The 14,416-nt window shown below is 61.9% G+C and carries 10 protein-coding genes, 2 tRNA genes and 1 rRNA gene; 5 read left to right on the top strand and 8 right to left on the bottom strand.

Going from position 1 to position 14,416, the window contains the following annotated elements; genetic code table 11:
- Positions 1-16: 16 nt before the first annotated feature.
- The 4 genes from KGJ62_14025 to KGJ62_14010 form a co-directional block, all read right to left on the bottom strand.
- A 23S ribosomal RNA gene (locus KGJ62_14025) occupies positions 17-2,857 on the bottom strand.
- A 376-nt stretch (positions 2,858-3,233) separates the two neighbouring features.
- A tRNA-Ala gene (locus KGJ62_14020) sits at positions 3,234-3,306 on the bottom strand.
- 26 nt (positions 3,307-3,332) lie between these two features.
- Positions 3,333-3,406 (bottom strand) — tRNA-Ile (locus KGJ62_14015).
- 460 nt (positions 3,407-3,866) lie between these two features.
- A complete protein-coding gene (locus KGJ62_14010) occupies positions 3,867-5,084 on the bottom strand; it encodes a beta-lactamase family protein (protein ID MDE2127698.1) in 1,218 nt (405 codons plus the stop codon).
- 275 nt (positions 5,085-5,359) lie between these two features.
- Here KGJ62_14010 and KGJ62_14005 point away from each other — a divergent pair, with 275 nt between their 5' ends.
- The gene (locus KGJ62_14005) at positions 5,360-5,545 is read left to right on the top strand and encodes a hypothetical protein (GenBank protein MDE2127697.1); all 186 of its coding nucleotides are present in this window, start codon (positions 5,360-5,362) and stop codon (positions 5,543-5,545) included.
- 219 nt (positions 5,546-5,764) lie between these two features.
- Here KGJ62_14005 and KGJ62_14000 read toward each other — a convergent pair whose 3' ends face one another.
- The gene (locus KGJ62_14000; protein MDE2127696.1) at positions 5,765-6,250 is read right to left on the bottom strand and encodes a DinB family protein; all 486 of its coding nucleotides are present in this window, start codon (positions 6,248-6,250) and stop codon (positions 5,765-5,767) included.
- A gap of 164 nt (positions 6,251-6,414) precedes the next feature.
- On the opposite strand from KGJ62_14000, the gene gatC reads away from it, so the two are divergent.
- The 4 genes from gatC to KGJ62_13980 all read left to right on the top strand — a co-directional run bounded on the left by gatC (position 6,415) and on the right by KGJ62_13980 (position 11,501).
- On the top strand, positions 6,415-6,714 hold the full coding sequence (gene gatC, locus KGJ62_13995) for an Asp-tRNA(Asn)/Glu-tRNA(Gln) amidotransferase subunit GatC (protein ID MDE2127695.1): 300 nt from the start codon (positions 6,415-6,417) through the stop codon (positions 6,712-6,714).
- Positions 6,714-8,207, top strand: coding sequence for an Asp-tRNA(Asn)/Glu-tRNA(Gln) amidotransferase subunit GatA (gatA, locus tag KGJ62_13990; protein MDE2127694.1), 1,494 nt, complete (start codon positions 6,714-6,716; stop codon positions 8,205-8,207). Before gatC ends, gatA begins: the two co-directional genes overlap by 1 nt.
- On the top strand, positions 8,204-9,691 hold the full coding sequence (gene gatB, locus KGJ62_13985) for an Asp-tRNA(Asn)/Glu-tRNA(Gln) amidotransferase subunit GatB (GenBank protein ID MDE2127693.1): 1,488 nt from the start codon (positions 8,204-8,206) through the stop codon (positions 9,689-9,691). The genes gatA and gatB overlap by 4 nt, the downstream gene beginning before the upstream one ends.
- Positions 9,692-9,902: 211 nt before the next feature.
- The gene (locus KGJ62_13980; GenBank protein MDE2127692.1) at positions 9,903-11,501 is read left to right on the top strand and encodes a hypothetical protein; all 1,599 of its coding nucleotides are present in this window, start codon (positions 9,903-9,905) and stop codon (positions 11,499-11,501) included.
- A gap of 204 nt (positions 11,502-11,705) precedes the next feature.
- Here KGJ62_13980 and KGJ62_13975 read toward each other — a convergent pair whose 3' ends face one another.
- The 3 genes from KGJ62_13975 to KGJ62_13965 all read right to left on the bottom strand — a co-directional run bounded on the left by KGJ62_13975 (position 11,706) and on the right by KGJ62_13965 (position 14,138).
- Positions 11,706-12,344, bottom strand: a complete 639-nt coding sequence (locus tag KGJ62_13975; protein ID MDE2127691.1) for a hypothetical protein — start codon at positions 12,342-12,344, stop codon at positions 11,706-11,708.
- 637 nt (positions 12,345-12,981) lie between these two features.
- On the bottom strand, positions 12,982-13,251 hold the full coding sequence (locus KGJ62_13970) for a hypothetical protein (protein ID MDE2127690.1): 270 nt from the start codon (positions 13,249-13,251) through the stop codon (positions 12,982-12,984).
- Positions 13,239-14,138, bottom strand: a complete 900-nt coding sequence (locus tag KGJ62_13965) for a PQQ-binding-like beta-propeller repeat protein (protein ID MDE2127689.1) — start codon at positions 14,136-14,138, stop codon at positions 13,239-13,241. The genes KGJ62_13970 and KGJ62_13965 overlap by 13 nt, the downstream gene beginning before the upstream one ends.
- Between the last annotated feature and the right edge of the window lie 278 nt (positions 14,139-14,416).

The raw sequence follows: 14,416 nt of genomic DNA, 5'->3' as shown, positions 1-14,416 counted from the left end.
CGCACGTGTAGAGTAGATTCCAAAGCCCTCGGTCACTTAGTACGTCTCAGCTCAACGTGTCGCCACGCTTACACCTGACGCCTATTTACCCGGTTATCTGCCGGGGACCTTACCAGCTTGTGCTGTGGAGGTTCTCATCTTGGGGCGCGCTTCGCGCTTATATGCTTTCAGCGCTTATCGCTTCCGGACGTAGCTACCCAGCGTCTGCGCCTGGCGGCACAACTGGTACACCAGCGGTCCGTCCAACCCGGTCCTCTCGTACTAGGGTCAGCCCCCCTCAAAACCTCTACGCCCACCGCGGATAGGGACCGAACTGTCTCGCGACGTTCTGAACCCAGCTCGCGTACCGCTTTAATGGGCGAACAGCCCAACCCTTGGGACCTAATACGGCCCCAGGAAGCGACGAGCCGACATCGAGGTGCCAAACCTTGCCGTCGCTGTGAGCGCTTGGGCAAGATAAGCCTGTTATCCCCAGGGTAGCTTTTATCCGATGAACCCTGGCACGTCCACGCGTAGCCAGAGGGTCACTAGGCCCGACTTTCGTCTCTGCTCGGCCCGTCGGCCTCACAGTCAAGCTGCCTTATGCCCTTACACGCAATGCCTGATTTCCAACCAGGCTGAGGCAACCTTTGGGCGCCTCCGTTACCTTTTGGGAGGCGACCGCCCCAGTCAAACTGCCCACCTGCCACGGTCTCCGGTCAGGATAACTGAACGGGTTAGCACACTAACTCATCAAAGGGTGGTGTTCCATTGTCGCCGAAGCTCCCACCTACACTCTACGGTGATGGCCAATGTGCAATGACAGGATGCAGTAAAGCTCCATGGGGTCTTTCCGTCCTGCGGCGGGTAATGCGCATCTTCACGCATGCTACAATTTCACCGAGTCTCTCGCTGAGACAGCGACCAAGTCGTTACGCCATTCGTGCGGGTCGGAACTTACCCGACTAGGAATTTCGCTACCTTAGGACCGTTATAGTTACGGCCGCCATTCACCAGGGCTTCGATTTGGAGCTACCGCTTTCGCTTGACTCCGCCTGTTAACCTTCTGGCATTGGGCAGGCGTCAGCCCCTATACATCGCCTTTCGGCTTAGCAGAGACCTGTGTTTTTGGTAAACAGTCGCTCGGTCCGCTTTGCTGCGACTCGCCGGGGCTTTCACCCTAGCGAGCACCCCTTCTCCCGAAGTTACGGGGCTATTTTGCCTAGTTCCTTAGCGAGAGTTTTCTCGAACGCCTACGTATCCTCTACGTGCCTACCTGTGTCGGTTTGCGGTACGGTCGAATGTGCTCTCCTGCAAAGGATTTTCGTGACCCGCTCTTCATCGGCTTCGCTTCACCCGAAGGATTCACTCGTGGAGGTAACCCTCCAACGCGGACGACCATCGCCGCGACCGACCCCGAGCAAGTGTCCCCCTGCATTCACAGAGCACACCCGGTTCAGGAATATCAACCTGACAGCCATCGACTACGCCATGCGGCCTCGCCTTAGGACCGACTAAACTCAAGAGGACGAACCTGCCTTAAGAAACCTTAGGCTTTCGGCGGACGGGATTCTCACCCGTCTTCGCGCTACTTATCCCGGCATCCTCACTTGCGCGGCCTCCACCGCCGGTTTACACCGCGGCTTCACTGGATCGCGCAACGCTCCCCTACCCATGTGCAAGCACATGTCTCAGCTTCGGCATCAGGCTTGAGCCCCCATACATTATCGGCGCGAGAACACATTGACCAGTAAGCTGTTACGCATTTTTTAAATGATGGCTGCTTCTAAGCCAACATCCTGGTTGTCTGTGCATTCTCACATCCTTTTACACTAAGCCTGAATTTTGGGGCCTTAGCTGGAGATCTGGGCTGTTTCCCTTTCGACAACGAAGCTTATCCCCCGCTGTCTCACTCCTGTTCTCTAGCGTATCGCCATTCGGAGTTTGGTTGATTTCGGTAACCCGGGAAGGCCCCTAGACCATCCAGTGCTCTACCTGCGATACGGAACGAACAAGGCTGCACCTCAATGCATTTCGGGGAGAACCAGCTATCTCTGCGTTCGATTGGCATTTCACCAGACTACCCACAGCTCATCCGAGCCATCTTCAACTGACACCGGTCCGGGCGTCCACAGGTTCTTACACCCGCTTCCCCCTGGCCATGGGTAGATCACGCAGTTTCGGGTCTACTGACGGCAACGTAACGCCCTATTCGGACTCGCTTTCGCTCGGCCTACGGCGCTGAACGCCTTAAGCTGCTACCGCCAATAACTCGCCGGGTCATTATGCAAAAGGCACGCCATCACCACCCTTGCGGGCGGCTCTGACTGTTTGCGGGCTGTCTGGTTTCAGGTTCTTTTTCACTCCCCTCCCGGGGTGCTTTTCACCTTTCCCTCACGGTACTGGTTCACTATCGGTGGCGATGCGTATTTAGCCTTAGGAGGTGGTCCTCCTGGATTCCCACAAGGTTCCTCGTGTCCCGTGGTACTTGGGGTATCGTCAGGGCTGGTAACTTTACGTGTACGGGACTATCACCCTCTGCGGTTTGCTTTTCCATGCAGATTCCACGTACCGTCGCCAGACCCATATAACGCCCCACAACCCCGGTAAGCAAGCCTACCGGTTTAGGCTGTTGCCCGTTCGCTCGCCGCTACTAAGGCAATCGCATTTTGCTTTCTCTTCCTGAGGGTACTTAGATGTTTCAGTTCCCCTCGTGCCCCTCCTTACGGATGACGGATTGTAGTCCGCCGGGTTTCCCCATTCGGAAATCCGTGGATCAAAGTGTGCTTGCCACTCCCCACGGCGTATCGTCGCTTGGCACGTCCTTCATCGGCACATCGCCCCAAGGCATCCACCAGAAGCCCTGTTTAGCTTTAGAACTTCTACTCCACGCGTGCACCGCCGCTCCACCCCGACACCCGCGTTCAGCAAGGTCGAGACGTTGCAGCAGAGCCACGTAGAATACGGTTCCACTCACACACACGTCTATTGCTAGACATGCGTTTGATGCCCATATTACCCATTATTCACTGCAATATTCGGTTCTCAAAGTGCCGGGCAAAGCGGATGAACCGCTCAGCCCATGACCAGGTCCCGCGCTATGACGGTGGACCCGGACAATGCGTTTACCGACCGTTCGAACCGTTCCGAACTTTCGGCACAGGAGTAGAGTGTACACCAGCCTGCAGAGCCGAGTCAATACCCTGCCGACCGATTTTCAAGCGATTTCCAGATTGACGACCAAAACAGGTGAGTGGAGGCTAACGGACTCGAACCGATGACATCCTACTTGCAAAGCAGGCGCTCTCCCAGCTGAGCTAAGCCCCCACGAACCGTCCAGACCGTATTTTCGATGGGCCTACGAGGATTCGGACCTCGGACCTCACCCTTATCAGGGGTGCGCTCTAACCAGCTGAGCTATAGGCCCACGAGTTCGCACGGCCGGCCGCGCCGGATTGTACTCGGCAACCCCGCTCGGTGTCAACGCTCCGCTCCGCTGCAGCTAAAACCTGACCGAGGGCTCAAGCGGTTAGCAAGCTTTCCGTAGGGATCATGAGGCGTTCGATGAGGAACCGCTCGAGGCGCGAACCGGTGTGGTCCCGGGCAACGCCGTACAGGCATTCCGGCCACAATGACGACGCCGGAACGTTGCGCCGAGCAAAAATGCGGGATTCCGGACAGCAGCGCGCACAGGGGGTGCGAAGCGAACTGTGTAGAACGCCAGGTCGGACGGGCGGCGCTGCTGCCTGAAGTGTTCCCGTTCATCGGCGCGGCACCTTGTGGGGCCCCGTTTCGGCCGTTCGATTGCATTCTACCACAAATGAAGCCACTCGGCAACGCATACCCGAAAGTCAGATTCTTATGTGAGGCAACTGCGTTCGTTGCTGCTAGAGCGCGCCTGCATTCGCCTCCGGAAGCCAGTTCATGATCGCTTCCCGAAGCACCCGGTCCAACCACGGCTCCTCGCGGCGGTTGCAATTTGCCACAAAGACCAGCTGCAGCCCGCCGGCTGGGCCGTAATATGCGGAAGCGTGCTGCAGCATTCCGGCGTGCTCCAGATGCCGGACGCCTGCCGGTGGCCGATAGAGCACAAATCCCTTCGAATAGAAACGGTCCAACGTGTAGCCGCCAGCTTCGCCGGCGAGGTAATCGGGCGGCGTGGTAAGGGCTTGAATGGCCCGTGCGCCGAACAGACGGTCGCCTTCAACGGCAGCAGCAAACCGGTAGAGGGCATCCAGCGACAGCGCCCACCCGCCAGACGCATCCATGCTGTTCGGATCGAAGCCGCCGTAAGGCTCGGAGCCGATCCGACCATCTTCACCCGGCAGCAGCGACGGAAAGTCGTTAGGCGTGAACTGGTAGTAACCTGCTTCTCGCGGATCGCCGGGCCCAGCCATGTTGGTGGAAACGAATGCCTCGCCCGGGCCAATCCCGGCCGGATCCAGCACGAGCCGGCGCACCAGCGCCGGGTACGGTTCGCCCGTGATGATTTCTAGGATGCGCCCCACCGTCACGAAGTTGATATTGGCATACTCAAACGCACGGCCCGGCGCCGCTGCGAGGTCGGTTGCGCCCCAGGAGTAACGCACGACGTCGGCGGGGAGCAGCGGCAGACCGCTGCGCAGCGCCGCCGCCATTTCCAGCGTCGTGGTGTATGGCGCGCTGCGTGGAAAACCCGTAGCGTGGTCGAGAAGATCACGGATGCGGATGGCGCCGAGGCGCGGATCCGGCATTCGCCCAGGGAGCGAGGCGGGTGCGATGCCCGATTCCATCAGCAGCGGGAGCGCCAGCGCATCCAGATCGAGACGGCCCTCGTCGACAAGGCGCAACGCAGCTGCGCCTGTGAGCGACTTGGAGATGCTGGCCACACGACACGGCGTGGTGGCAAGGAACGGGCGCGCGCCGACCTCGGACCAGCCAAATGCACGGCGGTAGAGACAATCCTCCCCGGCCATCAACGCCACGGCGCACCCGGTGGTCCCGTGGCGCCGCATACACGCCCGAATTGTACGATCCAGGTTCAGGAACCGCGGCTCACGTTCGCCACTTGTTGGGATGCGACCGCGCCAATCAAATGCTGGGTGTTTGCCTGGCGACAACGTCAACCGGGGGTCTCCATCGCTGTTCTTTCGGGATCACGACTGGCAGAGTACCACCACCGGCGTAGAATGGCCGGTGGCGGCGCGACCGCCCTGACGGTAACTCCAAAGCCCGCGTTCGTACGCGGCCACATCGTTCAGAATACCGCGCACAGCCCTGGCGGCCCGTCCGTTACGATCCGTATGCAAGCGCTCTAATGCCTCGCACGTTGTGCGGCACGCCGGTTTAACACCGGCGCGTATCAGAGCGTTCAAAACGCTATCCTGAGCATGGGAGCAGGATGCGCACGCGACCAGCAGCGCAAGCCGGCATTCCACTCACCCGCGATGTTGCTGCCCTGCCCCTCGGCCAAATCTCCAACCCAAGTCGACGGGATCAGTTATTTGAGCGAACGCACTTCACGTCCCTCGTCGCACAAGCCGCCATAACCGCGCGCAAGATGGAACGTTTCGCGGCAGGCGCCTGACTGCGATCGCCTCGCGCATGTCGCCGGTATGCTGACAGCGAGGCAGGAACGATAGACCACCGGCTTGCGCCACGTCAGTTCAACCGGCAGCGCCAACGCTTGCCAACAGTTCCGGAAGTGCCGCCGGCCGCCGGGCAGCGGTTGAGCCGTGGCAGCGTGAGCGGGCGGTTAAGTGGATTCGCCCTGTGCAAGCGCAGCGCCACCAGCTGGAAGTACCGCTCACCACGTATATGGATCATCGGCGCGCGCCCAGAGGTACGAGATGAGCTGCCCGGTGTGGTAGGCCTCGTGCTGCGCGATGCTGCGAAAGATTTCGGAGCGCGGTACTTCAGCCAGACCAACCGATTCGTGCCATCCGGCAAAGTTGGAAACGGGTTCAGCAAGGTCCGCCTCGGAGAGCGATTCGAGATAGGCAAGCGTTTCCGCCCGCCCGGTCGCGAGCGCCACACTCAAACTGTTGTGCGACGTCGTATCGCCGATGCGCCGGTTGGCCTCGTCCCACGAAACGTCCGGTCTGCACTCCAGTCTGGCAAGCGCCTGCAGCTCGGTTCCAACGATCTCAGCAATCTGGCCGCCGGTCGTGCGCATGCCTGGAACGGGCGCCCAACCCAGCATCTCTTCCGGCACCCGCGCGAATGCCTCGAGAAGTGCTGCACGCGTATGCGTGAGTCGGGCTTGAAGCAGCGCCCTGGTGGAAATTACCAACGTTGCCTCCCCTTGTCGAAGGTCTGCGCGAGATGCTGGAGTGGAGATGATACTGCATTCCGGCGCCCCGGTTTACTGCAAGCCGGGCGCGCGCGCGAGGTGGGCAGCACGATTCTGCGGGTGCTATAATCGAGGCTCAATGCCACACGCGGATGGCCCGAACCATGCCCCTCACGATTGACGAAGTGGAACACATCGCGCGGCTTGCTCGCCTGGCGCTATCTCAGGAGGAGCTCGCGCAGCAGTGCGTGCACCTGAACGGCCTCTTCGCCCGGCTTGATGAGCTCCGGGAAATCGACCTCACCCTGGTTGAACCGACTGCGCAGGGCGGCGAGCAGGCCGGCGAACTCCGTGCCGACCTCTTCGGGCCTTCGCTGCAGCTTGAGGCCGTGCTTGCCGCTGCTCCGGAGGCCGCTGGTGGATACTTTGCGGTACCGGCAATACTGGATCCGGACGCCGAGTGATGCTGCAGAACCATCGCGACGACTTCCTGAATGTTCCGATCTCCGACCTACGCTCGCGCGTTGTGAGTGGCGAACTGACGGTGACCGCGCTTGTCCAGGGCTACCTCGGCCGCATTCAAACATCGGACGCCGAAGTCCGGGCGTTTCTTGCAGTCACGGAAGACCGGGCGCTGGCATCTGCCGCTGACGCAGACCGCCGGATCGCGTCCGGCGAGCCGCTGGGGCCTCTGACAGGAGCCGTCATCGCGCTCAAAGACAACCTGTGCGTTGAAGGCGTGGTTACCACGGCAGGTTCCCGCATCCTTGAGCGCTACATCCCGCCGTACACGGCCACGGTTGTGACGCGACTTCAGTCGGCGGGTGCAATCGTCATCGGCAAAACCAATCTGGACGAATTTGCAATGGGTTCGTCCACCGAGCACTCAGCATTCGGTCCGACCAGGAATCCCTGGGACCTCGAGCGTGTTCCGGGCGGCTCGTCTGGGGGCTCGGCCGCTGCCTGTGCCGCGGCCATGTGCAGCGGCGCGCTTGGCTCCGATACCGGTGGGTCGATCCGGCAGCCTGCGGCGTTCTGCGGCGTGGTGGGCCTCAAACCAACGTACGGTCGCGTGAGCCGCAGCGGATTGATCGCCTTCGCATCCTCGCTGGATCAGATCGGCCCATTTGGCCATGACGTCCGCGACTGCGCCGAGCTGCTGCAGACAATAGCCGGCCACGACCCGCTGGACAGCACCAGTTCCACCATGCCGGTGCCGGAGTACGCAGAGAGCTGCGGGACCAGCGTCGCGGGCTTGCGCATCGGTCTGCCTGTGGAGTTCTTCGGCGATGGCATTTCGCCCACGTGCGCCGCGGCTGCTCGGGAGGCGGCCGCAGCGCTGCAATCGATGGGCGCCCGCGTGGAGGAGTGCTCGCTGCCCGCAACCGCCTGGGGGCTCTCGGCGTACTACGTGATTGCGCCGGCGGAGGCAAGCAGTAACCTCGCGCGGTTCGACGGTATCCGGTATGGCCTGCGAGTGTCCGGCAGCGGCCACATCGGCCTGATGGAGGCGACGCGCGGCACGGGGTTTGGGGCTGAAGTGCAGCAGCGGATCATGGCGGGAACCTGGTGCCTCTCTTCCGGTTACTATGACCAATACTACCGGCGCGCCCAACAGGTGCGTACATTGATCCGTGGTGACTTCGACGTGGCGTTCGAGCGATTCGACGTGCTCCTGTCGCCTACAACTCCAACCACAGCATTCCGATTTGGCGACTGCGCAGACCCGCTTCAGATGAAGTTGGGTGATGTATGCACGCTGCCGGCAAACCTGGCCGGAATCTGTGCGATCTCGATTCCAGCCGGTCTGGTTGACGGGCTGCCGGCCGGCGTGCAGTTGATGGCTCGTGCGTTTGATGAGGAGATGCTGTTTCGCGTGGGATCTGCGTACGAGCAGGTCCGCGGCGCGCTTCAGCCTCCGCGGGTGGGCGCCTCGGCAGAGTGGATGGCAGCATGACCACCGAATCCGGCATCAGTCGGGGGGAGTCGGCGTACGAGCCCGTCATCGGCATGGAGTGTCACGCCGAGTTGCTGACTGCCAGCAAGATGTTCTGCAGTTGTGAGAACCGGTTCGGCGGCGAGCCGAACACCCGCTGCTGTCCGGTCTGCCTTGGGCTGCCCGGTGCGCTGCCCGCCGTAAACCGCATGGCTGTGGAGCACGTGATTCGCACGGCCATCGCATTGAACTGCTCGATCGAGTCTGAGGCTCATTTCGACCGTAAGAACTACTACTATCCCGATCTGCCGAAGGGGTACCAGATCAGCCAGTACGGAAAGCCTATCGGTTCCGGCGGCTGGCTCGATTTTGAGGTGGAGGGCAAGCCCAAGCGGGTCCACATTCGTCGCGTGCATCTGGAAGAGGACACCGGCAAGCTGATACACTTTGCCGGCGATTCGCAGCGCAGTTTTGTAGATTTCAACCGGAGCGGCGTGCCGCTCATGGAGATCGTCACCGAGTTTCCTCCGGACCTCCATTCTGCGGATGAGGCGCGCGCCTACCTCACGGAGTTGCGGGCGGTGCTGACATTCCTTGGCGTTTGCGACGGCAAAATGGAGGAAGGCTCACTGCGGTGCGAGCCCAACGTTTCGGTGCGGCTGCGCAACGCTGAAACCTACGGAGCCAAGACCGAAATCAAGAACCTCAACTCGTTTCGGGCGGTGGAGCGGGGTATTGCATTCGAGGCCGGACGTCAGGCGACCCTGCTGGAAACCGGCGGCGTAGTGCGGCAAGAGACTCGCGGCTGGGACGAGGGCCGCGCAGCAACGTTCTCACAGAGATCGAAGGAGGTTGAGCAGGAGTACCGGTATTTTCCCGAGCCGGATCTGCCTCCGCTGCGGTTGGATGAGCCATGGCTTGAGAGAATTCGGGCAACGATGCCGGAGTTGCCCTCCAGCCTTCGCAACCGCTGCCTGACCGAGTATGGCCTTTCTGCGTACGACGCGCGCCTTATCAGCGAGTCACGCGCTACGGCGCAGTGGTTTGAAGCGGCGGCAGCGGTTGGCGGCGATGCAAAGCTGGTTGTCAACTGGATGATGGGTGACCTGGCGCGACTGGTCAACGCGGCCGGTGCGTCGCTGGATCAATGTCCGGTAACGCCACAGCGCCTGGGGGAACTGGTTACCCTGGTGAGTTCCGGCGCCATCACGGGCAAAATCGCCAAGGCGGTGCTCGATGAGATGTACGCTACCGGCGAACCGCCGGCAGCGATTGTGGAGGCTCGCGGCTGGCGCACCGAGCGTGATCCCGCTGCGATCCGCGGGCTGGTTGAACAGGCATGCAACGCAAACCCGGAGATTGTGGCCGATATCACATTGCGGGGCCTGACCCAGAAGCGCGGCTTCCTGATCGGACAGGTGATGAAGGCATCCGGTGGTAAAGCCGATCCGGGCGAGGTGAACCGGCTGCTGGATGAGCTGCTTGCTCGGGCGACCGGAGCATAACTCGCCTGCAACTCGTACCGGTACGCGTCGTCCGGCACCGGCGTCAAAACAGCGCAGGAGTGGTTGTACGGCGCGATGAATTGACATCGTAACGTGCTGGGATGCGCCCGGCACTTCTTCCGCCGCGGCCCAGCAGCCACTGGGGCGGACGTTGAGTTGGAGCCGGTACCACGCCAGACACCTGCGTCGGCGTTTCCAGGCGGAGACCCAAATGAAGAGCTCAATCCTGACGATGGCAGCGCTCCTTACCGCCATCCTTGCGTGCAGTGCCGGCGCTCAGCAGAACTACGTGATCATCAACCTCACTCCCGGAAGCCCATGGGCATCTACCATCGCGAATGGTATCAACAATCTGGGCGTGGTCACCGGCGCAGGAATCGATCCCGCGACGAACACGATCGAGGCCATGGTCTGCCAGAACGGCCACTACAAGCCGCTGGGCTTCTTCGGTTACTATGCCAGCGTTGGGATTGGGATCAACAATTCCGATCAGGTCGCAGCCGATGGCGAGGATCCCGGCACCGCGGCGTTTCTCTACTCCAAGGGCACGGCAACCAACCTTGGAAGCGTGGATGGCGGCTACACCTACGCGTCCGGTATGAACAACCTCGGCGACGTCGTCGGCTCTGCGATCAATGGTGACGGCAACCGCGTCGGCTTCGCCTACCTTCACGGGACGTTCTACGATCTCAGTTCGATCGGCGCGATAAAGGCGAATGCGATCAATGATTCACGAGAGATCGCGGGAAGCTCCGGATACTACTGGGTGCACAACGGATACGGCCACAGTTCACTGCACGGTTTCCTCTATGCAGGCGGTACGTTCACGGATCTGGGCTCGCTCACCGGCGATCCGACCACCAACACCGAAGCTCTTGCCATAAATGCCTCCGGCGAAATCACCGGGTACTCCACCGCGTCCGACGGCTTACTTCATGCATTTCTCTATACCAACAATGTGATGCAAGACCTGGGAACGATAGGCAGCTACTACGCAATACCGGTAGCGATCAACAAATCCGGGTTGATAGTTGGTAATATCACCAATCAATACACTGCCACGATTGGGCCATTCGTCTATGCCAATGGCGCCATGACCTACCTGACCTCGCTGATTGTAAATGGCTCGGGTGGCTGGAGCCAGATGACCGTAGCCGGCATGAATGACAACGGCTGGATCGTCGGCTCGGGCGACTACGCGGGTGAACTCGATGGGTTTATCGCTGTACCCGCGAGCGCGATGGTGCCCGATGCCTTGACCATGAGCCCGCATCCCATAACCGGCGGGCATAACGTGGAGGGAACGGTCTACATCAGCGCAGCCGCTCCCACCGGCGGCTTGACGGTGACGCTAGCGAGCCACAAGCCGGCGATTCTGCAGGTACCGGCATCGGTTTCCGTCCCTGCCGGCGCCAAGAGCGTGAAATTCACGGCAACCACCACCGCAATAACTACCACCAAGCTGGTCGCCGTCACGGCTTCGGCAAACGGTATCGCCTTCAGCACGGTGATACCGGTCACCAACGTCGCCCTACTCTCCCTGAAACTGGCGCCGAACACAGTTCCAGGAGGCAGCACCAGCACGGGTACGGTAACGCTCTCGCGCTCGCTGCCGTTTGATGTAACGGTTGCACTGGCGAGTAATGGACCATCGTTTGCCCAAACTCCAGGCTCGGTAACCGTTACGGCGCACACCCGGTCGGCCACATTCACCATCACCACGAGTACCGTGAAGGCCACCAGGCACGCGGCCATCAGCGCCCTATTTGGTGGTGGCACCATCACGCATGCACTCACCGTTACGCCGTAGTCCCGCACGGTGGTGGGCGGAACGTCGACTAATGCGGCATTCGAGGCTGCGGCTGGTTAGCGTGAGCGACCCGCGCCACGGCGCCCCGGAAACCTGAGCGGTCTGAATGCAGCGGCACGGACGCGCGTGGCGCTGCGATTCGCGGCCCAGGGCGTCCACGGCGTGCCTGTAACCGCCTGGCCACGGGATTCCCGACTCCGCTCGTCAACGCGATCCAGCTTTGGAGAGGAACCACCGCCAGCGTCTTCGGGTGTAGAGGTTCACAGCATGCACGGAGCCATCGCAGTAGAGCACGTTCAGGTTCGAGTGCCGCGAGCGCGCAACCTGCGATGCCACACCCGATGCGTTCCACGCGGCGGAGTCCGTCTCAAAAAGCTGCACCATCACGTTTGGTACCGGAATCTGGTAGGAGTCTGCACCGCTGACACCGATGTTCATCGCGTAGCCGAAACTCGATTTAGCGGCCGGGCAGTGAAACCGCCTTCGACGCTGCCTTCCGGGCAGGTATTTGCCGTCGTCGATGACGGACGCCCACGAAGTACTTGGCGGCAGGCGGTCGTCCCAATCCTGCGAGTAGAGCGCGAGTGCGGCCCCTAACGCGCGCAGGTTACCCGCGCAGGCGATTGAGTCTGCTTTCTCACGCGCCTGGCGCAACACGACGGAGCCGGTGAGGCAGAGGAGGACGACTGCCACGGACCAGACCGCAGCCCCGCCTGCAATGCTGGTCCAGCGTGTGGCTCCCGTGAGGCCGGCTCCGCCCGTTCGACCCGTTGGGCGCTGCCGGCTGGCAGCTACCGGGCCGGCGGCCCTGTTGCCGGACTCCGGCGGTAAGCCTAAGGACATGGGTGGCCAGCTCCCGGGCCCGGCGGGGCGGGCACATTGTGTGCGCCGTTGTACATTGTGTGCGCAAGCCACCTGGCGGTACGCGCCTTACCCGGTTGCTCGTAATACATACAGACACACTGTTCACGGCGGACCCGGCACCGGCGCGGAGCCAGGCCGCCGGTATCGCCTCGGTGGCACGCGCTCGACGGCGGCGGATTTATCATGCAGTCGTGTCCGCTGTTTCCAAGACACGATTGCGTCGTATGGCACTGCCGGATAGCGCCTAAGCCGGCCGAGGTACCGCCGCACGCCTCAGATGCACTATTGGCGAGTTCGTTGTTGAACCTATTCCAGCATGCGCACGCGGCGCGCTCACACGCTGTCGGATTCGCCATTCGCCGCTTCTTGCAGGTGGGGCCTGTCGCATCACAACCCAACACGCCATGGCAGGCCGTCGATCTGCGAGCACTGCTCGGTTCGGCCATCCTGCCAGCGACGGCCGCGCCGTAGTTACCGACGGCGTCAATCCAGTTTCCAGCGGGCCTTCCGCGCTCCACCCACCTCCCATTCATCGCATCCAGCCACCTTGCCCGCACGTACATCCAGTCCGTGGCATCGCGGTAGTAGCCGAACAGGCCTTCATACCGGTAAGGGTTCACGGTTCCGCCTCCGCCTTGCAGCTCAACGCCTTGTAGCTGTAAATATCGGTTACCGACCCGGCGCTGGAGGCCAGGATGCGCGCAGAGCCCTGCTGGTCCGGGCCGAAGAAGCAGGAGACGCCGCTGCGCCGGAGTGCTGCGCAGCCGCCGAAGAGGACCGTTTGTACGGTGAGACAGCCACGCGATATAGCCGCTCGCCACGTTCGGCGGACGCCGGACCGGCAGAGGAGGTGCGGCAGCGAGCCGTGGACTGTTACTTCAAGCAATAAAGGTACCCGTCCTCGGAGCCAACAAACGCCTCGCCGCCGGATAGCGCCGGTGACGAGTATACCCTGCCCCCAGTGCGCAGGGACCAGAGCGATCCGCCGTTCTCGGTGGCCAGGCACAATACATTGCCGCCGTCGGTCCCAACGGCCAGGTAACCACGCCGGCTCACGGCCGCCGAGGATGCGATTGCGCTGCCCGCGTCGAAGCGCCATATCACGGCCCCTGTGTTCGAATTGAGACTATATATCCGGTGGTCGGCGGACCCGACCAGTACGTGCCCATGGCCGTCTACGGCGCATGAGGCCGCAATCGGTGAGCGATCGAGGCGTGCATCAAGGTGAGTGCGCCAAGCGACGGCGTGCCGGATTCGAGAAACCGCGATGACATCGCCGCCGAACGTTCCGACCACAACGTTCCTCCCGCACACGGCGGGCGTCGAAAAGATGCCCTCGGACGCCCAGAAAGTGGGCATCAGCGGCAAAGAGGCGACTATAGCGCCATCGTCGGCAGTAAGGATGACCAGGCTGCCATCTGCGCGGCCGATGAACACCTGGCCGTCGGTGTCCAGTGCCGGGGAGCTCGACAGCCGGCCACGGAGACGCCGTTTCCAGATCATGCGCCCGGTAATCGCGCCGACCGCATACACATACCCGCCGTCCGAACCAAAGAACACCACCTTGCCGGGAACGAGCGCCGGCGAGGTCTCTATCGAGCCATTGGACCGAAACCTCCAGCGCACGCGGCCAGACGCCGCGGACAGGCACCAAAGCTGCGCGCCGCCACCCACGTAGACGCGGCCGCCCACCGCGGCTGGCGATGAGTAGCCATCGCCGCCGATGTGCCGCACCCAGAGCCGCGTCCCATCGCGCGCCGATATGGCAACCAAGCCGCCTTCTGAGGTGGTGCAGAGCACTATGCCGGACGTCGTAACCGCGGGCGAACCGGTTACCGGCGCGTCTAGCTTTGCCCGCCACGCTACTTTCCCGGCGAGGCGTGGGCAATTCGATAAGCCGCTGCGTTGTGCATTGCCGCGAAACATAGGCCAGGCGGCGTCACTCCTACGCTGATTAGTATGGCTGTTGTGGCTATTGATCCTGCTGGACGGTATCATAAGGTAGACAGCAGCCGGCGGCGCCAGCGCCAACAAGCCAAGCATCCTCGTCA

Source organism: Armatimonadota bacterium (assembly GCA_028871815.1).
Lineage (GTDB): Bacteria > Armatimonadota > Chthonomonadetes > Chthonomonadales > Chthonomonadaceae > REEB205.
The sequence above is the reverse complement of the archived record's forward strand: the minus strand, read 5'-3'. Positions and strand labels throughout refer to the sequence as shown.

Excerpts from the sequence above, each read along its gene's own strand:
- KGJ62_14005 (MDE2127697.1), top strand. The coding sequence starts at position 5,360 with ATGCGCACGCGACCAGCAGCGCAAGCCGGCATTCCACTCACCCGCGAT.
- gatC (MDE2127695.1), top strand. The coding sequence starts at position 6,415 with ATGCCCCTCACGATTGACGAAGTGGAACACATCGCGCGGCTTGCTCGC.
- gatA (MDE2127694.1), top strand. The coding sequence starts at position 6,714 with ATGCTGCAGAACCATCGCGACGACTTCCTGAATGTTCCGATCTCCGAC.
- KGJ62_13975 (MDE2127691.1), bottom strand. The coding sequence starts at position 12,344 with ATGTCCTTAGGCTTACCGCCGGAGTCCGGCAACAGGGCCGCCGGCCCG.
- gatB (MDE2127693.1), top strand. The coding sequence starts at position 8,204 with ATGACCACCGAATCCGGCATCAGTCGGGGGGAGTCGGCGTACGAGCCC.
- KGJ62_13980 (MDE2127692.1), top strand. The coding sequence starts at position 9,903 with ATGAAGAGCTCAATCCTGACGATGGCAGCGCTCCTTACCGCCATCCTT.